At 67.4% G+C, this 21716-nt stretch carries 23 protein-coding genes; 17 read left to right on the top strand and 6 right to left on the bottom strand.

Translation table 11 applies throughout. The annotated features are described in order from the left end of the window. Positions 1 to 69: 69 nt before the first annotated feature. Positions 70 to 1551, bottom strand: a complete 1482-nt coding sequence (gene hydA / locus AC07WJ_RS14490; protein ID WP_494935286.1) for a dihydropyrimidinase — start codon at positions 1549 to 1551, stop codon at positions 70 to 72. Between the two features lie 71 nt (positions 1552 to 1622). Between hydA and AC07WJ_RS14485 the strand changes: the two genes are divergently transcribed. Beyond that, on the top strand, positions 1623 to 2282 hold the full coding sequence (locus tag AC07WJ_RS14485; protein WP_494935285.1) for an aspartate/glutamate racemase family protein: 660 nt from the start codon (positions 1623 to 1625) through the stop codon (positions 2280 to 2282). An 8-nt stretch (positions 2283 to 2290) separates the two neighbouring features. Here AC07WJ_RS14485 and AC07WJ_RS14480 read toward each other — a convergent pair whose 3' ends face one another. Continuing rightward, positions 2291 to 3298 (bottom strand): ABC transporter substrate-binding protein, encoded by a 1008-nt coding sequence (locus AC07WJ_RS14480; RefSeq protein ID WP_494935284.1) that lies wholly within the window; start codon positions 3296 to 3298, stop codon positions 2291 to 2293. 165 nt (positions 3299 to 3463) lie between these two features. Next, positions 3464 to 4192 (bottom strand): 5-oxoprolinase subunit PxpA, encoded by a 729-nt coding sequence (gene pxpA, locus AC07WJ_RS14475; protein ID WP_494935283.1) that lies wholly within the window; start codon positions 4190 to 4192, stop codon positions 3464 to 3466. 235 nt (positions 4193 to 4427) lie between these two features. On the opposite strand from pxpA, the gene AC07WJ_RS14470 reads away from it, so the two are divergent. From AC07WJ_RS14470 to AC07WJ_RS14430, 9 genes are all read left to right on the top strand, one after another. After that, positions 4428 to 5531, top strand: coding sequence for a microcin C ABC transporter permease YejB (locus AC07WJ_RS14470; RefSeq protein ID WP_494935282.1), 1104 nt, complete (start codon positions 4428 to 4430; stop codon positions 5529 to 5531). Positions 5532 to 5533: 2 nt separating this feature from the next. After that, a complete protein-coding gene (locus AC07WJ_RS14465; RefSeq protein ID WP_494935603.1) occupies positions 5534 to 6709 on the top strand; it encodes an ABC transporter permease in 1176 nt (391 codons plus the stop codon). Between the two features lie 20 nt (positions 6710 to 6729). Further along, entirely contained in the window at positions 6730 to 6957 is a 228-nt protein-coding gene (locus AC07WJ_RS14460) for a hypothetical protein (protein ID WP_494935281.1), read from the top strand. Position 6958: 1 nt separating this feature from the next. Then, positions 6959 to 7414: a type II toxin-antitoxin system VapC family toxin gene (locus AC07WJ_RS14455; RefSeq protein WP_494935280.1), complete on the top strand. Its 456-nt coding sequence runs from the start codon at positions 6959 to 6961 to the stop codon at positions 7412 to 7414. A 32-nt stretch (positions 7415 to 7446) separates the two neighbouring features. After that, on the top strand, positions 7447 to 9078 hold the full coding sequence (locus AC07WJ_RS14450; protein ID WP_494935279.1) for an ABC transporter ATP-binding protein: 1632 nt from the start codon (positions 7447 to 7449) through the stop codon (positions 9076 to 9078). After that, positions 9075 to 10025 carry a 2-hydroxyacid dehydrogenase gene (locus AC07WJ_RS14445; RefSeq protein ID WP_494935278.1) on the top strand — a complete coding sequence of 317 codons (951 nt, stop codon included), beginning with the start codon at positions 9075 to 9077 and terminating at the stop codon, positions 10023 to 10025. Before AC07WJ_RS14450 ends, AC07WJ_RS14445 begins: the two co-directional genes overlap by 4 nt. Before the next feature lie 138 nt (positions 10026 to 10163). Then, positions 10164 to 12257, top strand: coding sequence for a methyl-accepting chemotaxis protein (locus AC07WJ_RS14440; protein ID WP_494935277.1), 2094 nt, complete (start codon positions 10164 to 10166; stop codon positions 12255 to 12257). A 93-nt stretch (positions 12258 to 12350) separates the two neighbouring features. Next, positions 12351 to 13043 (top strand): DsbA family protein, encoded by a 693-nt coding sequence (locus AC07WJ_RS14435; protein WP_494935276.1) that lies wholly within the window; start codon positions 12351 to 12353, stop codon positions 13041 to 13043. Between the two features lie 71 nt (positions 13044 to 13114). Continuing rightward, entirely contained in the window at positions 13115 to 13453 is a 339-nt protein-coding gene (locus AC07WJ_RS14430; RefSeq protein ID WP_494935275.1) for a hypothetical protein, read from the top strand. Between the two features lie 30 nt (positions 13454 to 13483). Here AC07WJ_RS14430 and AC07WJ_RS14425 read toward each other — a convergent pair whose 3' ends face one another. Together AC07WJ_RS14425 and AC07WJ_RS14420 are read right to left on the bottom strand one after the other, a co-directional pair. After that, positions 13484 to 14353 carry a C40 family peptidase gene (locus AC07WJ_RS14425; protein WP_494935274.1) on the bottom strand — a complete coding sequence of 290 codons (870 nt, stop codon included), beginning with the start codon at positions 14351 to 14353 and terminating at the stop codon, positions 13484 to 13486. 33 nt (positions 14354 to 14386) lie between these two features. Continuing rightward, on the bottom strand, positions 14387 to 14737 hold the full coding sequence (locus tag AC07WJ_RS14420) for a MarR family transcriptional regulator (protein ID WP_494935273.1): 351 nt from the start codon (positions 14735 to 14737) through the stop codon (positions 14387 to 14389). Positions 14738 to 14899: 162 nt separating this feature from the next. Here AC07WJ_RS14420 and AC07WJ_RS14415 point away from each other — a divergent pair, with 162 nt between their 5' ends. From AC07WJ_RS14415 to AC07WJ_RS14405, 3 genes are all read left to right on the top strand, one after another. Continuing rightward, on the top strand, positions 14900 to 15376 hold the full coding sequence (locus AC07WJ_RS14415; RefSeq protein WP_494935272.1) for a YqaA family protein: 477 nt from the start codon (positions 14900 to 14902) through the stop codon (positions 15374 to 15376). A gap of 60 nt (positions 15377 to 15436) precedes the next feature. Beyond that, positions 15437 to 16636 (top strand): multidrug effflux MFS transporter, encoded by a 1200-nt coding sequence (locus AC07WJ_RS14410; protein WP_494935271.1) that lies wholly within the window; start codon positions 15437 to 15439, stop codon positions 16634 to 16636. A gap of 108 nt (positions 16637 to 16744) precedes the next feature. Beyond that, positions 16745 to 17707 (top strand): complex I NDUFA9 subunit family protein, encoded by a 963-nt coding sequence (locus tag AC07WJ_RS14405; protein ID WP_494935270.1) that lies wholly within the window; start codon positions 16745 to 16747, stop codon positions 17705 to 17707. A 43-nt stretch (positions 17708 to 17750) separates the two neighbouring features. Here AC07WJ_RS14405 and AC07WJ_RS14400 read toward each other — a convergent pair whose 3' ends face one another. Then, on the bottom strand, positions 17751 to 18554 hold the full coding sequence (locus tag AC07WJ_RS14400) for an undecaprenyl-diphosphate phosphatase (RefSeq protein WP_494935269.1): 804 nt from the start codon (positions 18552 to 18554) through the stop codon (positions 17751 to 17753). Between the two features lie 210 nt (positions 18555 to 18764). Here AC07WJ_RS14400 and AC07WJ_RS14395 point away from each other — a divergent pair, with 210 nt between their 5' ends. From AC07WJ_RS14395 to AC07WJ_RS14380, 4 genes are all read left to right on the top strand, one after another. Further along, on the top strand, positions 18765 to 19451 hold the full coding sequence (locus AC07WJ_RS14395; RefSeq protein ID WP_494935268.1) for a glutathione S-transferase family protein: 687 nt from the start codon (positions 18765 to 18767) through the stop codon (positions 19449 to 19451). Next, entirely contained in the window at positions 19448 to 20554 is a 1107-nt protein-coding gene (gene queG / locus AC07WJ_RS14390; protein WP_494935602.1) for a tRNA epoxyqueuosine(34) reductase QueG, read from the top strand. Before AC07WJ_RS14395 ends, queG begins: the two co-directional genes overlap by 4 nt. After that, the gene (locus tag AC07WJ_RS14385; RefSeq protein WP_494935267.1) at positions 20551 to 21444 is read left to right on the top strand and encodes an SDR family oxidoreductase; all 894 of its coding nucleotides are present in this window, start codon (positions 20551 to 20553) and stop codon (positions 21442 to 21444) included. The genes queG and AC07WJ_RS14385 overlap by 4 nt, the downstream gene beginning before the upstream one ends. 114 nt (positions 21445 to 21558) lie before the next feature. After that, positions 21559 to 21714, top strand: a complete 156-nt coding sequence (locus AC07WJ_RS14380; RefSeq protein ID WP_494935266.1) for a hypothetical protein — start codon at positions 21559 to 21561, stop codon at positions 21712 to 21714. The last annotated feature ends 2 nt before the right edge of the window (positions 21715 to 21716 follow it).

Here is a 21716-nt window from a genome sequence, read left to right as displayed (position 1 = left end):
GGGGTACGGCCGACGGAGGCCCCCGTGGCTTGGGGGCCGCCGCTCCGGCCCACGTGATCGGGCGACGGATCAGAGAATTTTCGCGCCGAAATTGGTCGCCGGATCCATGTCCGGGGTCAGCTTGCCGCTCGGCTCGGCGGCCCAGCCGCCGGTCCGCTTCAGCCATTTGCCCGAACCGGCTTTCGCCGTGAGCGCGCCGCCGGCCACCACGTCGCGGCCGCGCACCAGCACATGCTCCGGCCAGCCCTTCACGGTGCGGCCGGCAAAGGGCGTGAAGCCGGTCTTGTCGTGCATCAGCTCGTCGGTCATGGTCACCGACTTCTCGGGATCCCAGAGGACGATATCGGCATCCATGCCCGGGGCGATCGCCCCCTTGTTCGGCAGGTTGTAGATCGAGGCCGGCGCCGTGGCGGTCAGGTTGACGAAGGCCTCGAGCCCCTTGCCCTCGAATTCCGGCCGGCCTTTCGACACCATGGCGTCGAACATCAGCGGCAGGCGCACCTCCAGGCCCGGCAGGCCGTTGGCAATCTGCTTGAAATTGGGGTTCGGCCCGGCCGACAGCTTGCCCGTCTCGTCGAACCGGTAGGGCGCATGGTCGGAGGTGACCGTCTGGATGTCGCCAAGTGCCAGGGCCCGCCACAAGGCGTCCTGGTCGGACGCCTCGCGCGGCGGCGGCGAGCACATCCACTTGGCGCCTTCGAGGCCGGGCTTGTCGAGATCGTGCCTGGTCATGAACAGATATTGCGGACAGGTCTCGGCGAACACCTTCAGGCCCTGGCCGCGCGCCTGGCGAACGACCTCGGCGCCCTCGGCGGTGGACACGTGGAAGATCATGATCGGCTGGTCGATCAGGGCGGCGGCCGTGATCAGCCGGGTGAACGCCTCGGCCTCGGAGCCGCGCGGATGGCTGATCGCGTGGTATTTCGGCGCGGTATAGCCTCTGGCGACCAGCCGCTTGCCCATCCAGGAGATCATGCCGTGGTTCTCGGCATGGACGCAGACCATGGCGCGGTTCTCGCGTGCGGCCAGCAGCACGTCGAGCAGCGGCTCGTCATCGACCTTGATCAGGTCATAGGTCATGAACACCTTGACCGAGGCATGGCCCTCCCTGATCAGCGCCGGCAGATCGGTCTCGATGGTCTTCCGGTCCGGGTTCGCCACGATCATGTGGAAGGCGTAGTCGATCAGCGCGCCGCGTTCGGCGAGCACTGAATAGTCGTCGACCACTTTCCTCAGATCGAGCCCACGGTGCTGGGCCGCAAACGAGATCACCGTGGTGTTGCCACCGAAGGCCGCGGAGGTCGTGGCGCTCTCGAAGGTGTCGGCGTTGAGCAAACCGCCGGCCGAGACCTGTTCGATATGGGTGTGGGTGTCGATGCCGCCGGGCAGGACGAACTTGCCGGTGGCGTCGATCTCGCGGGCGCCGGCAGGCAGATCCAGGCCGAGCGCGACGATGGTTTCACCCTTGACCGCCACGTCGGCCTTGAAGCGGCCGGTCGCGGTGGCGACCGTGCCGCCGCGAATGACGAGGTCATAGAGGGAAGCGGGCATGTCTTTCTCCGACTGGACGGGGTTCCGGTTCGGCCCGACAATAGACACGCGATCAGCCCGAGCGGAACTCCATGACACGCAGACCCCGTATCCTCGTCATCAATCCCAATTCCAACGAGGCCGTCACCGAGGGCCTGCGCCAGGCGGTGAAGCCGCTGAGCTATGCCGAAGGGCCGGAGATCGTCTGCACGACGCTCGCCGAGGGGCCGTTCGGCATCGAGACCCAGGAACATGTCGACAGCCTGGCCATTCCGCTCCGCCGCAAGATCGAGGCGACCAACGACGCCGACGCCTTCGTCATCGCCTGCTATTCCGATCCGGGCATTCATGTGGCACGCGAGGGCACCAGCCGGCCGGTCTTCGGCATCGCCGAAAGCGGCGTGCTGGCGGCGCTGGCGCGGGCCGAGCGCTTCGGCGTGATCGCGATCAAGAGCCGGTCGATCCCGCGGCACCTGCGCTATCTCCGCCAGATGGCGCTGATGGACCGGCTCGCCGGCGAGCGGGCGCTCGAAATGTCGGTCGCCGAGACCGCCACCGGCGACAAGACCCTCGACCGGATGATCGAGATCGGCCGGCAGTTAAAGGACCTCGACGGCGCCGGCGTGATCGTCATGGGCTGCGCCGGCATGGCCCGGCACAGGAAACCGCTCGAAGACGCGCTCGGCGTTCCCGTGATCGATCCGACCCAGGCCGCCGTCGCCATGGCGATCGGTACGCTGGCGGTCGGCTGAGCCTGCGCTCAGGCGGCGAAATCGCTTGCCTTCAGGATGATGCCGCTGGTGCGCGCCGACGAGCGCACCGCGCGCTCGGTGACCAGGGTCTCGACAAAGGCCTGGTAGGATTTGTGGTCGGCCTCGCCGAGGTCGCGCCAGCCCTTGAGATAGGGCTGCGGCACAAGGCCGGCCTGGTTGGCAGTGACCGCCGTGCAGCTCGCCAGCAGCGGCCGGTATTTGTCGAAATCGGCCTCGACCAGGCGGGTTGCCTCATCCAGCACATCGACGACCCGGCGGGCGACCAGCGGCCGCTCGCGGACGAATTTGGTGTTGAGCAGCGACACGCCGGCAAAGAACGGATCGGCGATCGCGGTCGCGCAGAGATTGGTCATCACACGCTTGGCGGTGCCGCCGGCAACCGCGAGCGAGACGGTCGGCTCGACCGACAGGACCGCCTCCACCGTTCCCGAAACGAGCGCCTGGGCATGCAGGTTGGCCGCCAGTTCGACGAAACGGACGTCGCGATCCGGATCGAGCCCGGCCCGGCGGATCATGTGGCGGGCAATGGTGCGCCATGACGCGCCCGGCAAATGCCCGAACGAACGGTCGCGCATGTCCTTGAGCGCGGCGATCGGCGAATTGCCGAGGGTGATCAGACCGTCGGCGATGCGATTCAAGGCATTGCTGCCGCCTTGCAGGCCGGAGAGCTTGAGACTGCCGGGCGTATTGGCTTCGGCAATGGTCGAAAGCCCGGCGGAGGCCCCCGGTGCGCTGCAATCGGCGCGGCCGGCGACCAGCGTCTCGACCAGATGAGCCTGGGCCTGCAGACGGATCACTTCGATATCCAGGCCAGCCTTGTCGAACAGGCCTTCCTGGCGGGCCACGACAAAAGGCATGGACTGGAGAAGCGGCATCCAGGCCAGCGTCACCCGATCGCGCGCGACCTGGCCAAGCGCCGGTGCGGGCAAGCCGGCCGCGAGCGCCAGCAGGCCTGCGCCCTTCAGGAAATCGCGACGTCCGGACTGCTTGTTCAAGACCTTGTCCTCATACGCGGCCCATCAAGGCCGACATTGGCGGCCCGATATCAGACCAACCATTGCAGCAGCATGAATGAGCCAGCGGCGGAGCCCTGGCTTGACCGATCGGGATCTTAACAGACCCGCCTTGCAGAAGGCTGATAGGCCCGCGCCGGCCGGATCTCAGCCCGCCGGCAAATGATCCGCGATGGCGGCGCGCACGGCCCGCAGCACGTCCAGGGCATTCGGCGTATCGGAATGGATGCAGATCGTCTCGGCCCTGACCGGAATATCCTGGCCGCCCTGAGACGCGACCTTGCCCTCGGTGATTGCCCGCAACGACCGTGCCGCGGCGCGCGCCGGATCGATCGCGCCGCGCGAACGCACGATCACCAGCTGGCCGCCGTCGGCATAATCGAGGTCGGCGTAGAATTCCGAAACGAGCTGGTGCCCGCGGTCGCGGTAGACGGTTTCGTGCAGGGTTCCGGCCATGCCGTAGAGCGGCACCCGGAAAATGTCGGCGGCGTCCGCGATCGCATGGGCGACGTGGTCCTGCCGGGCCGCCATGCCGTAGAGCGCGCCATGCGGCTTGATGTGGTTGAGGCTCATGCCCTCGGCGTCGAGAAACCCTTTCAGCGCGCCGATCTGGTAGATGATGCAATTGGCCAGTTCTTCCCGGCTCATCGCCATCTCGCGCCGGCCGAAACCCTGCAGATCGGGCAAGGAAGGATGCGCGCCGACCCGGATGCCGTGCCGGCGCGCCAATTGCACCGTGCGGCGCATATGGTTGAAGTCCGAGGCATGGAAACCGCAGGCGACATTGGCGGCCGAAATCAGCGGCATCAGCGCTTCATCGTCACCCATGCCGTAGAGGCCGAAACCTTCGCCCATGTCGCAATTGATCTCGGTCATGCCTGCTCCACCGCCTGAATTCGGCCACCCGGCCGGCGCCGCCTGAAACAGCCCCGGGCCGGAACGAAATCCAGGATCGTGCGGCATGGCGTCGATGTGAAATGCTAAATTCCTCTCATTCCCGGCTATTTGCGGATATTGAGCAGATCCCGAACGATCGAAAATCACCCGGCCGTGTCGTTCGGCCACGGCCGGCCCCATTGACGCCAGACTCCGGGCGTCCGAGTCTCGCCCCATGCTGACCTACATCGTCCGCCGCATCCTCCTGATGATCCCGACCTTGCTCGGGATCATGCTCGTGTCCTTCCTGGTCATCCAGTTCGCGCCCGGCGGACCGGTCGAGCGGGTCATCGCCCAGCTCACCGGCAACGATGTCTCGGCGTCGCAGCGCATATCGGGGGGCGGGGCCGACGCCGCGCGGCAGGCGGCCTCGACCGCCGCGGAGGCCGCCGCGAGCCGCTATCGCGGCGCCCAGGGGCTCGATCCGCAATTCATCGCCCAGCTCGAGAAGCAGTTCGGCTTCGACAAGCCGGCGCATGAACGCTTCTTCCTGATGCTGAAGAACTACGCCACCTTCGACTTCGGCAAGAGCTATTTCCGCGACGTCTCGGTGATCAGCCTGATCAAGGAAAAGCTGCCGGTGTCGATCTCGCTCGGGCTCTGGCTGACCTTGCTGACCTATGCCATTTCCATTCCGCTCGGCATTCGCAAGGCCATCTCCGACGGTTCGCGCTTCGACGTCTGGACCTCGGCCGTCATCATCGTCGGTTATGCCATTCCCGGCTTCCTGTTCGCGATCCTGCTGATCGTGCTGTTCGCCGGCGGTTCGTTTCTCGACTGGTTCCCGCTGCGCGGCCTGCATTCCGACAATTACGCCGAGATGAGCCTGATCCAGAAAGCCGTCGATTATGCCTGGCACCTGACCCTGCCGCTGACCGCCATGGCGCTCGGCGCCTTCGCCACCATGACGCTGCTGACCAAAAACTCGTTCCTCGACGAGATCCGCAAGCAATATGTGATGACCGCCAGGGCCAAGGGGCTGGACGACCGGCAGGTGCTCTACGGTCACGTCTTCCGCAACGCCATGCTGATCATCATCGCCGGCTTTCCCGGCGCCTTCGTGCATGCCTTCTTCACCGGCTCGCTGCTGATCGAGACGATCTTCTCGCTCGACGGCCTGGGGCTGCTCGGCTTCGAGAGCGTGCTCAACCGCGACTATCCCGTGGTCTTCGCCACCCTGTTCATCTTCTCGCTGGTCGGACTGGTGGTGAACCTGATCTCCGATCTCATGTATACCTGGGTCGATCCGCGCATCGACTTCGAGGCGCGCGAGGTCTGATGATGGATGCGATCGCCAGGACCGCCGAAGCGCCCGTCGATGCCAGGCCGAAGCCCGGCCGGCTGTCGCCGCTGAACCAGCGCCGTCTCGCCAATTTCAAGGCCAATGGCCGTGGTTTCTGGAGCTTCCGGATCTTCATGGTGCTGTTCGTGGTGACGCTGTTCGCCGAACTCATCGCCAATGACCGGCCGATCTATGTGAACCTCGAAGGCCAGCATTTCTTCCCCGTGCTGTTCGACTATTCGGAAAAAGCCCTGGGCGGCGAATTCGAGACGCCCGCCGACTACAAGGACGCCTTCCTGCTCGACCATTTCGAGGAGAAGAAGGCTTTCCTGATCTGGCCGCTGGTGCGCAACAACGCCTCCTCGACGGTCAAGGATCCGGTCACCCCCTTCCCTTCGGCACCGACCTGGATGCAGCGCGACAAGCTGCCGGACTGCGCGGCGGCCGAACGCCTGCCGCGTGGCCAGCGACCGGCCGGCTCCAGCTATTGCGCGCTCGGCAACTGGAACTGGCTCGGCACCGACGACCAGGGCCGCGACGTGGTCGCCCGGGTCATCTACGGCTTCCGCATCTCCGTGCTGTTCGGCCTGACGCTGACCATCATCTCCTCGCTGGTCGGGGTCGCCGCCGGCGCCGTGCAGGGCTATTTCGGCGGCTGGACCGACCTCCTGTTCCAGCGCTTCATCGAAATATGGACGGCGATCCCCTCGCTCTACCTGCTGTTGATCATTTCCTCGGTGCTGGCGCCGAGCTTCTTCGTGCTGCTCGGCATCCTCCTCCTGTTCTCCTGGGTCGCGCTGGTCGGCGTGGTCCGGGCGGAATTCCTGCGCGCCCGCAATTTCGAATATGTCAACGCGGCCCGCGCGCTCGGCGTCTCCTCGCGCACCATCATGACGCGCCATCTCCTGCCCAACGCCATGGTCGCGACGGTCACCTTCCTGCCCTTCGTGCTGTCGGGCAGCGTGATGACCCTGACCGCCCTCGACTTCCTCGGCTTCGGCCTGCCGGTCGGCTCGCCCTCGCTCGGCGAATTGCTGCAGCAGGGCAAGTCCAACCTGCAGGCGCCCTGGCTGGCGCTGACCGCCTTCGTCACCGTCGCCGTCATGCTGTCGCTGTTGATCTTCGTCGGCGAAGCGGTGCGCGACGCCTTCGATCCGCGCAAGACCTTCACGTGAACCGGGAGCAGGACTGGGCCATGGACGCGCAGACCAGGAAGATCGTGTCGGTGCGGGACCTGCCGGAGGCGCTCCGCGACGGTTTCGATCCGCATCGGCCGGTCGAGTTCATCCAGCGCAAGGCGCCGGTCCAGTCCGCTTCCGAGCGATTGCGCGCCAGGATGGCCGGGCTCGACTTCAAGCGGCTGCGCTCGCCGGCCGAGGCGGTCGAACGGGTCAGGCGGATTCGTGACGGCGGGCCGATCTGACGTGGCGCCATCGATTTATCTCGACGCGAATTTCTTCATCCGGCTGTTCGAAAGCGCAGCGGAGGGCATCTCGGCCCATGACCGGCTGTGGGACATCATCGAAACCGGCCGCGTCCGGGCGGTGACCAGCTGGCTGACCTATGGCGAAGTGCTGGTTCAGCCTTTGCGCGACGCCAGCGAGGGCCTGGTGCTGGCCTATGAGGACCTTTTCGCCGGCCGCATGCTGCCGCTCGCCTGCGTCGGTGTGTCCGAACAAATCCTTCGCGCCGCGGCCGTCCTGCGGGCACGATGGCCGGCGCTGAAACTGCCCGACACGATCCATCTGGCCACGGCGGCGGCCGCCGGCTGCACCGCCTTCGTTTCCGGCGACCGAAAGCTTGGAGTGCTCGACCACGTGAGCTTCATCGACCCGGACTCCCGCCATGACCTCGACCGCTTCCTGACGGCGCTGCCATGATCAATAGAACGTCCGATCATCCGTCCGCCCCCATGTCCGACCTGCCGCTCCTGTCGGTCCGCGAGCTCTCGGTGGCGTTTCGCCAGATGGGCAAGGAAACGCTCGCCGTCGATCGCATTTCCTTCGATCTGCGCAAGGGCGAAACCGTCGCGCTGGTCGGTGAATCCGGTTCCGGCAAGTCGGTCTCGGCCCTGTCGGTGATGAAGCTGCTGCCCTATCCGGCGGCCTCGCATCCCTCGGGCGAGATCCTGTTCCGCGGCCGCGACCTGCTCAGCGCCGACGAGCCGACCATGCGGGCGGTGCGCGGCAACGACATCACCATCGTGTTCCAGGAACCGATGACCTCGCTCAACCCGCTGCACACGGTCGGCAAGCAGGTCGCCGAGGTGCTGATCCTGCACAAGGGTTACGCCGAGCGGGCGGCCCGCGCGCGCGCCGTCGAATTGCTGGCCAAGGTCGGCATTCCCGATCCGGAAGAGCGGCTCGAAAGCTATCCGCACCAGCTTTCCGGCGGCCAGCGCCAGCGCGTCATGATCGCCATGGCGCTCGCCAACGAACCCGACCTGCTGATCGCCGACGAGCCGACGACCGCGCTCGACGTGACCGTGCAGGCGCAGATCCTGGCCTTGCTGAAAGACCTGCAGCGCGAACAGGGCATGGCCATCCTGTTCATCACCCACGACCTCAGCATCGTCCGCAAGATCGCCGACCGGGTCTGCGTCATGCGCTACGGCAAGATCGTCGAGCAGGGGCCGGTCGCCGACATCTTCGAACGCGCGCAACATCCCTATACCCGCGACCTGATGGCCGCCGAGCCAAAGCCGATGGAGCGCATCGACAAGGGCGACGGGCAAGTGATGATGGAAGCCAATGACCTGAAGGTCTGGTTTCCGATCAAGCGCGGCCTGCTGCGCAGGACGGTCGGTCACGTCAAGGCGGTCGACGGCATCTCGATCGCGGTCCGGCAGGGCCGCACGCTCGGCATCGTCGGCGAATCCGGATCGGGCAAGACCACGCTCGGCCTGGCGCTGCTGCGGCTGATCTCGTCCGACGGGCCGATCATATTCATGGGCAAACCGTTGCAGGGGCTCGGCTTCAAGGCCATGCGGCCGAACCGCCGGCAGATGCAGGTGGTGTTCCAGGATCCCTATGGTTCGCTGTCGCCGCGCATGTCGGTCGGCGAGATCGTCGCCGAAGGCCTGACCGTGCACCACCCGCAGCTCTCCGAGGCGGAGCGCGAGCGGCGGGTGGTCGCGGCGCTGACCGATGTCGGGCTGGATGCCGAGACGCGCCATCGCTACCCCCACGAATTCTCCGGCGGCCAGCGCCAGCGCATCGCGATTGCCCGCGCCATGGTGCTGGAACCCTCCTTCGTGCTGCTCGACGAGCCGACCTCGGCGCTCGACCGCATCGTCCAGGCGCAGATCGTCGACCTGCTGCGCGACCTGCAGGCGCGGCGCAACCTGACCTATCTGTTCATCTCGCACGACCTGAAAGTGGTCGCGGCGCTGGCCGACGACATCATCGTCATGAAGAGCGGCAAGGTGGTGGAATCCGGCCCCGCCGCCCGGGTGTTCAAGACGCCCGAGAACGACTACACCAAGGCGCTTTTTGCCGCCGCCTTCGATCTCGAAACCGCCGGATATGGAAGTGTCGCACCGTGAATAACCTGCTGCTCGGCATCACCGCCTGGGACCCGGAACCCTGGCGCGCCCGTTTCCAGAAGGCCCTGCCGGGCTGGAACGTCGTCCTCCACAGCGAAAGCTACGATCCCGCGACGATCGCCTACAGCGCCGCCTGGAAACAGCCCGAAGGCGCCTTTGCCGGCTTGCCCAACCTGAAGGCGATCTTCTCGCTCGGCGCCGGCGTCGACCACCTGTTCAAGGACCGCAAGCTGCCCCCCGGCGTGCCGGTGGTGCGCGTCGTCGACCCCGACCTGACCACCCGCATGTCGGAATATGTCGTCATGCACTGCCTGATGGCGCTGCGCCGGGTGCGTGTCTATGACGGCTTCCAGCGCGAGCGCTCATGGACCGACCTGCGCGACCAGCCGCAAGCCAGCGACATTCGCGTCGGCCTGCTCGGCATGGGCAAGCTCGGCCAGGACGCGGCCCACAAGCTCGGCGTGATGGGCTTCAAGGTGGCCGGCTGGAGCCGCCGCCCCAAGGCGGTGACCGGTGTCGACATGTTCGACGGCGATGACGGCCTCGCCGCGATCACCGCATCGTCCGACATCCTGGTGGCGATCCTGCCGCTGACCCCCGATACCGCCGGCTTCCTCAATGCCCGGGTGTTCGCGCGCATGCCGAAGGCGGAGGCCCTCGGCGGCCCGGTGCTGATCAATGTCGGGCGCGGCGGATTGCAGGTGGAGGCGGATATCGTGTCGGCGCTCGACAAGGGCCAGCTCGGCTCCGCCGTGCTCGACGTGTTCGAGACCGAGCCGCTGCCGCAGGCGAGCCCGCTCTGGCTCCATCCGAAGGTCACGGTGACCCCGCACAACTCGGCGATTTCCTCGCCGCCGGCGATCGCGACCTATGTGGCGCAGCAGATCCTGGCCCATGAGAAGGGCGAGGCTCTGGTCAACCTGGTCGACCCGCAGCACGGCTATTGAGGACAGGGCTGTCCTGACGTTGCGGCAAGGCCGATTTACCATCTCGATCATGGCAAATCGCCACATTTCTTAGCTGTTCGTTTACGCACTCCCTAGAAATTGCGGCTCCAGGAAAGACCCGTCTCCTGGAGCCGCTGAATGTTGAATCGCCTGTCGGTGAATGCGCTGCTCAAGGCGGTGATATCGATCCTCGTCCTGGGCGTCGTCGGGCTCGTGGCCAATGGCGCCTGGACATCCTGGACCCAACTGCGCACCGCAAGCCGCATCGCCACCGTCAGCGAAGCGACCGCCCATCTGTTCACGGCGCTGCACAATCTGCGTGTCGATCGCTCGACCACCAATCGCGACCTCGTCGGCGAGGCGCGCCTGACCGCTCCGAACCCGCAGACCGTGCAAAACCGCGAAGCCGAGATGCCGGCCCTGAAGGCAGCCCTCGTGGCGCTGCGCAGGCTCGATTTTGCGGCCGGCGCGCCGCTCGTCGCCAATCTCGACCAGTCGGTGACCCGGCTTTCCGCCCTGCATGCCGAGGCCGCCCAGGCGGTGCAGCAGCCGAAGGCCGAGCGGCGGGCGGGCCTTGCCCAGGAGTTTTTCGCCCACGCGACCGGCATGATCGAACTGCTCGACAAGCTGTCGGGACAGATGACCAACCTGGTCAAGCTGGATGACGCCTTCATCGACCAGCTGATGCAATTGAAACAGCTCGCCTGGGTCGCGCGCGAGGCCGCCGGCGACGCTTCGGTGTTCATCTCCAATCCGCTGGCGGGCCAGGCCCTGCCGGCCGATCCGCTGGTGAAATATGCCGTCATCAACACCCGGCTCGAGACCGCCTGGGCCGAACTCGAAAAGCTCGCCGCCGGCCTGCCGCTGCCGCCGCAATTCGCCGAGGCGGTCGCGGCCGCCAAAAAGGGCTATCTCGATCCGGATTATGTCGCCTATCGCCTGAAGGTCCTGACCGCGCTTGCCGCCGGCCAGCCGCCCGGGGTGACGGCGGCGCAATGGACGCCGGCCGCGGTCGGCAAGCTCGCCACCTTGCTCGGCGTCGCCGATGCCGCGCTGAACGCGGCCAAGGACCACGCCGCCCGGCAGCAGGCCGCGGCGACCGCCAAGCTCTATTTCGAACTCGGCCTTCTGGCAGCGGTGATCGTCGCCGCCGCCGCCATGACCATGATGGTGTCGCGTCGCGTCACCGGCCCGCTCAAGGTCATGCAGGAGGCCATGCTGAAGCTTGCCGGCGGCGACCTGACCGTCGAAACCGCCTATGCCGGCCGGCGCGACGAGATCGGCGCGCTCGGCGGTGCCATGCAGACCTTCAAGGACAGCATGATCGAGGCCGACCGGCTGCGCGGCGAACAGAAGGCCCTCGAACTGCGCTCGGCCACCGAGCGCAAAACGCAAATGGCCCGGCTCGCCGACGAATTCCAGTCGGCGGTCGGCAATATCGTCGCAGCGGTTTCCAGGGCGTCGGGCGAACTCGAAACGGCGGCCGGCCAGTTGACCCGCACCGCCGAGAGCACCCAGCAGCTCGCCGGCGTGGTCGCCGGCGCCTCCGACGATGCGTCGAGCAACGTCCAGTCGGTGGCGAGCGCCGCCGAGGAGATGAGCAGCTCGGTCGCCGAGATCGGCCGGCAGGTCGAGGAATCCAGCAAGATCGCCTTCGAGGCGGTGAAGCAGGCCGAATTGACCGATACCCGCATCGCCGAGCTGTCGCTCGCCGCCAGCCGGATCGGCGACGTGGTGAAGCTGATCACCGCGATCGCCCAGCAGACCAACCTTCTGGCGCTCAACGCCACGATCGAGGCGGCGCGCGCCGGCGAATCCGGCCGCGGCTTCGCGGTCGTCGCCCAGGAGGTCAAGGCCTTGGCGACCCAGACCGCCAAGGCGACCGACGAGATCGGCGCGCAGATCGCCACCATGCAGACGGCGACGCAGGATTCGGTGCTCGCGATCAAGGAGATCGGCGGAACGATCGGCCGGCTGTCGGAGATCGCCGCGGCGATCGCCGCCGCCGTGGAGCAGCAGGGCGCGGCGACCGAGGAGATCTCCCGCAACGTCCAGGAGGCCGCCCAGGGCACGGCCCAGGTCGCGGCCAATATTTCCGATGTCAGCCGCGGCGCTGCCGAGACCGGATCGGCCTCGGCGCAGGTTCTGGGCTCTGCCCAGGACCTGTCGCGCGAAAGCAGTCACCTGCGCCACGAGGTCGAGAAATTCGTCACGACGGTGCGCGCGGCCTGACGCGACCGGCCATGCCGTCGTCACGCAGGCGTGACTTGCCTGGCGCGGCGCGGCGGCCATGGTGCCGCCACCTGGCCAGACAATGATGTTGCAATGATCCTGACCCGCCGCCGCCTGCTCGCCGCCGCCGCCCTGTCCGCCACGGCTCCCATGCTGCTCTCGTCGGCGGTCGCGGACGAGGCCTGGTTTCCGATCCGGGGACCGGACGGACGCGAGGTCTCGAATTTTCGCGTGCCGGTCGAGCTGGAGACCGAGATCGCCGAGCTCGACAACGGCTTCTCCATCGGCTCAGACAGCGCCGACATCACCTTGACCGAGATCTATGATTCCAATTGCGGCTATTGCCGGCGCGCGGCCGGTGACGTGAAGGCGATGGCCGAGGCCGATCCGGACCTGCGCATCCGTTTCGTCAACGCGCCGAGCCTCGGCTTGCCGTCGTTCCAGGCCGCGCGGGTCGAATATGCCGTGAAGCTGATCGGCGGCGACGCCAAGGTGCGGCAGTTCTTCGATATCTCGATGGCGGCGCGCGGCGTGTTCGACGGCCTGCGCGCGCTCGACGCCGCCAAGGACCTGGGGCTCAATGTCGACGAGGTCGAGGCTCTCGCCGACAAGCCCGAAACCGGCCAGATGCTGGCCCAGGCGGTTCGGCTGGCCAATGCCACCAATCTCGCCGCGACACCGTCCTGGCTGATCGCCGGCGTCGCCGTCATCGGCTGGCCCGGACGCGGCACGATCGAATCCGCGGTACGGGCGGTGCGCGAATGCGACAAGCCGGTCTGCAGCTGACGCGGCTTGCGCGCGGCGTGGCCGCACGGGACAAAGACCCCGGTGGGGCGATTCGCGGACGGAGAATCGGAATGAGGAAGACGGCTCTCGCGCTGGCATCGCTGCTGGCCCTGACCACCGCGGCGGCTGCCGCCGAACGCCTGCCCAACCTGACCCGGGGCACGCCCTATGCCAGCGTCCGCAACATCCTGCTGGCGGTCGGCTGGCGACCGGTGACCCTGCCCGGCGCGGATCGCTGCTCGGGCCGCGACTCACGCTGCAAGGACCGGCCGGAAATGCTGTCCTGCGCGGGCACCGGCATGGCCAACTGCCTGTTCACCTGGCAGCGCAACAATACCGTCATCGGGATCTCGACCATCGGCGAAGACGCCACCTTCGACGGCTCGGAATGCCGGTCCGGCTGCCGCTGAGACCAGCCGTCGCCAACGCCGGCGGGACGGTCAGTCCCTGACGCCGCCGGCCAGGCGCCGCACGCTGGTCACCGCACCAAAGGATTTGTCGGCGATGCGCCGGATGGCTTCGGCCACCGGCTCGCAGGCCACCGCCATGTGATAGCCGTTGGCATGGATGAGGTCGGCCGGGCTCGTCATGATGCCGACATGGCCCTTCCAGAACACGAGGTCGCCCCGCCGGAGGTTCGACAGGTCCGGCGCCAGGGCGAAGGCCTCGCCAAGCTGCTTTTCCTGCATGTCGGAATCGCGCGGCGCGGCAATGCCGGCGGCCTCCAGCGCGGTCTGCAGCAGGCCCGAACAATCGAGCCCGAGGCTGGTGCGCCCGCCCCACAGATAAGGCGTGCCGAGATAGCGCTCGGCGACGGCGACGAAATCCGGCTCATGCGTGTCGCGGCCGGCGAGATGGCGGGCAAAGACATGGGCGCCGCTGTCGGTGACCGCGAAATCGCCGCTCAAGCCCGTAACCGTGACCCGGGCATTCATCGGGATCAGGCCGAGCACCGGCAATTTGATGCTGGCGCCCGGATAGAGGAAGGTCCGCAGCACCGCCACCCGATGGGTCGCCGGGGCAGCCGCGCTCGCGAAAGCGCCGGCCGGCGCGTAGCCGACATAACCGTCGCGGGTGGACTGGAGATAGGCCCAGCCGTCGCGCTCGTCATAGATCGAGACCGGCTCGCCATAGGTCAGCTCGGTGTCGAGCATGGCGTCGGCGCGCGGCACGGCGCGCAGCGGCACGACCGGTTCGGCGACGCGCGCGGCACGGCCCTCGACGAAACGCTCAGCCTCGACCAGCCCCTTCAGGCTGGCGGCGGCGAGGTCGGAGCGGGCGGGGGTCAGGCGGCGATCCATGGCATTCATATCCGTCCTCTTAGCACGGCCGGCGTCAACGCCTCACGGCGGCAGGGTCTTCGCCTGCTCGACGACCAGGTCGCCGATCCGCTCGACCGCCAGCGCGCCTTTGACCGTGCGCTGAATGATGACGTCGCGCCGGTCGCGCTCGTCGCGGCGACGCGAGACCAGCTCGAGCTTGCCCATGCTGTCGAGCGCTCGGGTGATCACCGGCTTGGTGACCTTCAGCTTGGCGGCGAGGTCGCGCACATGATGCGGCGGCGGCTCAAGATAAATGGTCAGCAGGATGGCCAGCTGGCGCGCGCTCAGGTCCGGCTCGCCGTCGTGCACCAGGGCCAGCGACAGGTCGTGCATCAGCTTGATCGCCTGGGCGGGACGCAACTGAACGGCCATCGACACCCACCAACTCGTTACGGAGCCGTATTAAACGGCGGTGAAAGTCCCTGTGCAAGAGGGACCCGAAATGGCAAGAGAGCGCGCCGGCCGCTGGCCGGGCGGCCCGAGCCGCCGCCAGGCGGGCCCAGGTCATCCTCCCCGCCGCCCACGGAGCCCTGCTTGATCACCGATCTCGCCACCCTGTCCACCATGGCCTTCGCGGCCTTCTCGGCCGCGACCTTGCTGCCGGGTGGATCGGAACTGGTCTTCATCGGATTTCTCGCGGCCGGCTATCAGCACCCCCTGGCGCTGTTTCTGGTCGCGACCGCAGCCAATACCGCGGGTGGCCTTACCAATTGGTGGATCGGCACGCTGATTGCGCGCGGCGCCGACAGTCAGGCCGGCCACGCCTGGCTTGCCCGGTTCAAGCTGCCGCCCGACATGGTCGCCCGGGTCGAGCGGCTGTTCGGTCGCTTCGGCTGGGCCGCCCTGCTGCTCTGCTGGGTGCCGGTCGTCGGCGACCCGATCACCGTGGTTGCCGGCATGGCCCGCTATCCGCTGCTGCCGACGGCCGTGCTGACCGGCATCGCGCGGACCTTGCGTTATGCCGTCATCTGGCTCGGCGCCGCAGGGCTGCTCGGCGCCTTCGCCGGCTAGCCGCGGCTCGACACCCCGACGGCGGACGCGTAGACCCGGCGCCGTTCCCGGAAACCGCCAATGCCGTTGCGCCCCGATACCTTCGCCCTGACCGCCCTGCTGGCGGTGCTGATCGGGCTCGGGCCGATGTCGACCGACATGTATCTGCCGTCGCTGCCGGATATCGGCCGCCTGCTCGGCGCGAGCACCGCCCAGGTGCAGATGACCCTGTCGGCCTTTCTCGCCGGCTTCGCGGTCGGCCAGATCTTCTACGGCCCGATCTCCGACAAATATGGCCGCAAGCCCGTGCTGGTCGCGGCCCTGCTGCTCTACGGCATCGGCACCACGGTCTGCGCGGCCGCGACCTCGATCGAGATGCTGACCGCGGCGCGCTTCCTCCAGGCGCTCGGCGCCGGCGGGCCGATCGTCGTGGCGCGCGCCATCGTGCGCGACCTCTACGAAGGCCGCAGGGCGGCGCGGGAACTGGCCGTCATGGGCACGATCATGAGCGTGGTGCCGGCGCTGGCGCCGATCGCCGGCGGCCTGTTCCATGTCACCTTCGGCTGGCGCTCGACCTTTTTCGCGGCGCTCGCCTTCGGGCTGGCTGCGCTGATCCTGGTCGTGTTCAGCCTGCCGGAAACCCTGAAGCAGCGATCGGCCGCGCCGATTTCGCCGCTCGGCATTCTCAGGACCTTCGGCCAGATCATCGTCAACCGCACCTTCATCGCCAATACCGCGATCTTCGCGGCGGGCTATTCCGGGCTGTTCTCGTTCATTTCCGCATCGTCCTTCGTGCTGCAAGGCGTCTATGGCCTGAACCCGGTGGCGGCAGGCGCCGCCTTCGCCAGTAGCGTCATCGGTTTCGTCTCGGGCAGCCTCGGCGGCACCCGGCTGGTCATGCGCAAGGGCGAAGCCTGGACGATCCGCGCCGGCGTCTCGCTGCTCACTCTAGGCGGGCTGAGCATGGCGGCGGCGCTCGCCATCGGCCATCTCGGCCCGGCCGGCATCCTGGTGCCGATGGCGATCTATACCTGCGGTTTCGGCCTGACCATGCCGCAGGCGCTGGCCGGCGCCATGAAACCTTTTCCCGACAAGGCCGGCGCGGCATCGTCGCTGGCCGGCTTCATTCAAATGGCCTCGGGCGCGGCGACCGGCATCCTGGTCGGCCACGGCCTCGGCAACAGCGCCTGGCCGTTGGCCATCGCGATCAATGCCACCGCGCTGATCGCACTCGGGGTGTTTCTCGTGTCGGGCCGCGCCCGGCGCAGCCAGGACGTCTGAGCCAGGGGGTTGAGCCGATCGGCGTCCGGCCATGCCATGTCGCTCTGTACGGCTGTTTGGAAATGGACTAATCACCCGGCATTCGATGCGATTGCAAAGGGGCACGAGATGCAGACCTTCGACCGGCTCGTGACGGTTTACGGCGGTTCGGGTTTCATCGGACGACATGTGGTCAGGGCGCTCGCCCGGCGCGGCTTCCGCATCCGCGTCGCGGTGCGCCGGCCGGATCTCGCCGGCCATTTGCAGCCGCTCGGCGCGGTTGGCCAGATCAACGCGGTGCAGGCCAACCTGCGCTACCCCGACTCGGTGCGCCATGCCGCCGAAGGCGCCGAGGTGGTCGTCAACTGCGTCGGCATCATGCATGAATCCGGCCGGCAGAAGTTCGACGCCGTGCAGGCGCGCGGCGCCGAGACGGTGGCCCGCGCGGCGGCCGACGCCGGTGCGCGCATGGTCCATCTTTCGGCGATCGGCGCCGATGTCGAGGCGGAAGCACTCTATGCCCGCACCAAAGCCGCGGGCGAAGCCGGCGTGCTGCGCCAGCGCCCCGACGCGGTGATCCTGCGTCCCTCGGTCGTGTTCGGCCCCGAGGACGATTTCTTCAACCGCTTCGCCGCCATGGCGCGCATGCTGCCGGTGCTGCCGCTGATCGGCGGCGGCGAGACCCGGTTCCAGCCGGTCTTCGTCGGCGACGTCGCCGACGCGGTCATGGCGGCCATCGACGGCAAGACCAAGCCCGGCGCGGTCTACGAGCTCGGCGGCCCGGCGGTGAAGAGCTTCAAGGACCTGATCGAATTCATCCTGGAGACGACCGGACGCAAGCGGCTGCTGATGTCGCTGCCGTTCGGGCTCGCCGCGTTCCAGGCGAAGTTCCTGCAATATGTGCCGGGCGCGCCGCTGACCCCCGACCAGGTCAAATACCTGAAGTCGGACAATGTCGTGAGCACCGGCGCCAGCGCCGACGGCCGCACGCTCGAGGGCCTCGGCATCCGGCCGAAATCGGTGGAAGCGATCGTGCCGAGCTATCTCTGGCGCTTCCGCAAGCGCGGCCAGTTCACCGAGCAGGCCCAGTGAGGCGATTGCCCGCGCGCGCCTGCCCGGCCGCGCGGGCCGGCGCTCAGTGGAACACGAAGAGCCCGATCAGGCCGAGCGTGCCGACGATGATCCGCCACCAGGCGAACAACGCGAAGCCGTGGCGGCTGACATAGTCGAGCAGGACGCGGACGACGAACAGGCCGGCGATGAAGGCGGCGACGAAGCCGACTCCGATGGTCGTGACATCGGCGAAATCGAGCAGCTTGTAGTTCTTATAGAGGTCGTAGGCGAAGGCCCCGGCCATGGTCGGCATGGCGAGAAAGAACGAAAACTCGGCCGCCGCCCGCTTGGTGGCGCCGAACAGGAGCGCGCCGACAATGGTGGAGCCCGACCGGGAAACGCCGGGAAACAGCGCCGCGCACTGGCAAAGGCCGATCTTCAGCGCCAGCATCGGCGAAAAGCGGAAGGCATTGTCCTCGGTCGGCTCGAGCTTCAGCCGATCGACGAACAACAGCACCACGCCGCCGACGATCAGCGCCACGCAGACGAGATCCGGCCGCTCGAACAGCGACTTGATGGTGCCGTGCAGGGCTGCCCCCAGCACCGCCGCCGGCAGGAAGGCGACCAGCACCGAAATGACGAAGCGGCGCGCCCAGGCATCGGTCGGCAGGCACAGGACGACGCCCAGGAGCCGGGTGAAATAGACCAGCACGATGGCCAGGATGGCACCGAGCTGGATCAGCACCTCGAAGGTCTTGCCGGTCGACTGGAAGCCGAGGAAATGCCCCAGCAGGATCAGATGGCCGGTCGAGGAGACCGGAATGAACTCGGTTCCCCCCTCGACGACGCCGAGGACCAGCGCCTTGGCAAGATTGGCGATGTCCATGGTTCTCTCCGAATGAGCAAGGCCGGCATGGGCGGTGTCATAGCGCAACCACCTTCATGAACGGTTAAGCATGACACGGCGTTAAACTCGCCATGCAAATCCCGAGGTTGTTTCGCCGGCGCGGGGAGGTTATTCACGCCACTTCCGAACCACATGTCATCGAAAAACCACATCGGGTCCGTCGATTGCGGGCCGTCCAGGTTTGATCGTATGCAATTGCACCATCGATTCTTCTGTCCTCATTCTCGCTTCGTCAGATTGATTCTGGCCGAACGCGGGGTCGAGGTGGAACTCATCGAGGAACGGCCCTGGGAGCGGCGCGAAGAGTTCCTTCGGCTCAATCCCGAAGGCACCACGCCGATCCTCACGGTCGGGAGCGGGCTTGCGATCCCGGGCTCCGAGATCATTGCTGCCTATTTCGACGAGCTCGACCAATCCGAGACCGATCGCCGCCTGATGCCGCAGGGCGCCATCGCGCGGGTCGAGGTCCGTCGCCTGATGCATTGGTTCAACGTCAAATTCTTCGAGGAAGTGTCGGGCCCGCTGGTCGCCGAGAAGATCGACAAGCGGTTCATGAAGCCCGAGCACGGCGGTGGCGCCCCGGACACCAACGCCCTGCGCGCGGCGCGGGCCAATATCCGTTATCATATTCGTTATATCGGCTGGCTCGCCGCACGGAACGACTGGCTTGCCGGACCCGAATTGAGCTACGCCGATCTCGTCGCGGCCGCCCACCTGTCGGTCGTCGACTATCTGGGCGACGTGCCGTGGAACGACGACGAGACAGCCAAGGATTGGTATGCGCGGGTGAAGTCGCGCCCGTCCTTCCGCCCGCTCCTGGCCGACCGGGTGGTCGGAACACCCGCGAGCGCGACCTACGCCGATCTCGACTTCTGAGCGATCCGGCCGCCCTGCGCCAGGCGATCACCGACGAGGCGCGTGCCCAGGGCTTCACCGCCATCGGCTTCACCACGCCCGCGGCCATCCCCGAGGCCGCGCCGCGGCTGGCCGAGGCGATCGCCGACGGCTTTCACGGCGCCATGACCTGGATGGAAGAAACCGTCGCGCGACGCGCCGATCCGGGCGTGCTCTGGCCGGCGGCGCGCAGCGTCATCATGCTCGGCCTCAACTACGGACCCGACGAGAACCCCCTGGACGGGCTCGCCGACCGCTCGGCCGGGCTGCTCTCGGTCTATGCCCGCGGCGACGACTATCACGATCTCGTCAAGTCGCGGCTGAAGGCCCTCGGCCGCTGGCTCGCCGAGCAGACCGGCTGCGAGCTGAAAGTGTTCGTCGACACCGCACCGCTGATGGAAAAGCCGCTGGCGGCGGCCGCCGGCCTCGGCTGGCAGGGCAAGCACACCAACCTGGTGTCGCGCGAATTCGGCTCCTGGCTGTTTCTCGGCTCGATCATGACGACGCTCGAACTTGCCGCCGACCAGCCGGAGACCAACCGCTGCGGCTCCTGCCGGGCCTGTCTGGACGCCTGCCCGACCGCGGCCTTCCCCGCCCCCTATCGCCTCGATGCCCGGCGCTGCATCAGCTACCTGACCATCGAGCACAAGGGCCCGATCCCGCACGAATTCCGCGAGGCGATGGGCAACCGCATCTATGGCTGCGACGATTGCCTGGCGGTCTGCCCTTGGAACAAGTTCGCCAGGCAAGGCCAGGAGATGAAGCTCGCCGCGCGCGACGGCTTGCGCCGGCCGGCGCTCGCCGATCTCGCCAGGCTCGACGATCCGGGCTTCCGCCTGCTGTTCTCGAAAAGCCCGGTCAAGCGGATCGGCCGCGACCGCTTCATCCGCAATGTGCTGATCGCCATCGGCAATAGCGGCGACCTCCAGCTGGCGGCCGAAGCCGAGCGCCTGATGACCGATGCCTCGGCCCTGGTACGCGGCGCCGCCGTCTGGGCGCTGCGCCAGCTTGCCCCCGAAAGGCTCGCCGGTTTCGACCGGCGCGCCGAAACCGATCCCGACGTGCTGCAGGAATGGACTTCATGACGACGCTTCTGATCTTCGGACTGGGCTATTCCTCGCTGGCCACGGTGCGCGCCGCGAACGGGCGCTACCAGCGTATCGTCGCGACCGTGCGGTCGCCGGAGCGCGCGGCGGCCCTCACCGCCCAGGGGGTCGAGGGTCAGCCGATGACGGTCCTGCCGTTCGACGGCACCGGCCTTTCGCCGGAACTCGCCGCGGCCATCGCGGAGGCCGGCCACGTCCTCGTGTCGGCCCCGCCGGATGAAACCGGTGACCCGGTGCTCAAGACGTGCCGGACGGCGCTCGCCGCGCGCAAGCCGGACGCGATCGCCTATCTCTCGACCGTCGGCGTCTATGGCGACCACCAGGGCGGCTGGGTCGACGAAACGACGCCACCCAAGCCGGTCAGCCCGCGCAGCGTCGAGCGGCTGGAGGCCGAAGCCGCCTGGACCGCGCTCGGCAGGGCGGCGGGCGTGCCGGTCGCCTTGCTGCGCCTTTCCGGCATTTACGGCCCGGGCAACAATGCCCTGGTCAATCTCCGGCGCGGCACCGCGCGGCGTATCATCAAGCCGGGCCAGGTGTTCAACCGGATCCATGTCGACGATATCGCAGCCGCTGTGCTCGCCGCCTTCGACAAGCGCTACGACGGCGTGATCAACGTCACCGACGACGAGCCCTCGCCGGCCCAGGATGTGGTGAGCTATGCGGCCGACATGCTCGGCCTGCCGGTGCCGCCGGATATCCCGATCGACCAGGCCGGGCTGTCGCCCATGGGCCTGAGCTTCTACGGCGAGTGCAAGAGGGTGTCGAACGCTCGCCTGAAAGGTGAACTGTCTGTTAAGCTGTTACATCCAAACTTCAGGATCGCGCTCCAGGCCTTGGCCGCCGGGGGCGACGGGCAGGCGCATCGGTAGGCATCGCAATGTTGCATTGCAGCACATCGAAAGCATCATTGCTGCAACGCACAAATCGCGAAACCATACCCCTGTCGTGAGCCGCAGGCGAAACCCCGACGGCCGAAGCCGCGGATGACGACCGTCACCCGAGCCTTTCAGGGGTTTGTCATGATCGAACTTGCCTTAGCCGATCTCGCCATCGTCGCCATCGGTCTTGCCGTCGGTGCGGCACTGGCCCTGTTCGTCGTCGACACGGCGAAGCAGCTGAACCTGCGCACGGATCCCTGACG

The sequence above is a fragment of the Phreatobacter sp. GW821-FHT04C01 genome (genome assembly GCF_059420385.1).
Note: the sequence above shows the minus strand (reverse complement) of the source record. Positions and strands in the feature narration are given on the sequence as shown.